The organism is Candidatus Symbiopectobacterium sp. NZEC135 (genome assembly GCF_025962695.1).
Map to the genome: position 1 here is coordinate 1 of NZ_JAGFPF010000658.1, position 1,079 is coordinate 1,079.

Genomic DNA, 1,079 nt, shown 5'->3' on the forward strand with positions numbered 1-1,079 from the left:
CAGAATCAAACGGTGTTTGGCACGGCGCAGGCGTTTGGCGTTGGTCATGTCTCCGGTGAGAAACACTGACATCGCCAGCGAGAGGGAACTGGTGAGGCGTTGATGCAGCGCCAGCAGTTCCTCCATGCCCTCGGAGGATAAGGAAAGCCGGGCATCCAGCGCCTTGTTAGTGAACGACGACGAAATATGCTCGAGAATACCGCCCGCCTGTTTCAGGTTTAACGCCGTATCGATCACTTCCGCCCAACGGCGCGAATCTTCCTCTCCCAGGTCGTCCTGACGAATTTGCGCCAGATAGAGCTTGATAGCGCTGTGTAGCATATCCGCCTCTTCATCAAGGCGGCTGATCTCGCGTTTTTGCTCTCTGTCACCCAACAGCACCAGCCTAAAGCGCTCCAGCATTTGCGCGACGACATCGCCCAGTCGCAGCGTTTCGCGTACCGCATTAGCGAGGGCAAGCGAAGGCGTGTCCAGCGCGCTGTTGTCGAGATAACGCGGTGCGGCGGTGGCGTTATTCATATCCTCATGGGGCACCAAACGGCGACACAGACGCGCCATGCTGGTCACCAGCGGCAGCATCAGCAGGCAGCGCAGCAGGTTATAGACGACATGAAAATAGATAACGGCTTCGTCGGAGGCAACGTCCGTGCTGCTGATCCACAGTGCAAGCGGTGCCAGCCAGGGCAGAATCAACACGCAGCCGATGATCTTGAACAACATACTGCCGAGCACCAATTGTCGGGCGCTGGCACTTTGTCCGCGTCCTCCGAGTATTGCCAGCACACCGCTGCCGAGGTTGGCACCAATCACAATGCACAGCGCCATTTTCAGCGGAAGCAGCGCGGTTGCTGCCAGCGTCGCCGTCAGCAGCACAGCGGCAAGGCTGGAATAGCTGACCATGGCGAACACCGCCCCCAGCAGCAGTGCCAGCAGCGTGTCATCAGAAATGGAGGTAAAAATCACCAGAATGGCGCTGGAATGGGTGATGGGGGCAGCAGCAGCGACGATCAATTCCAGCGCCAACAGGATCAATCCAAGGCCGATGCCCACTCGCCCCAGATGGCCGACACGGGCCTTGC

The 1,079-nt window shown here is 58.8% G+C and carries 1 protein-coding gene; it reads right to left on the reverse strand.

Annotation, left to right across the window (positions count from 1 at the left end; genetic code table 11):
- Nucleotides 1–1,079: Na/Pi cotransporter family protein (locus J5224_RS29540; protein WP_264628628.1), on the reverse strand; the 1,079-nt coding region annotated here is incomplete at both ends.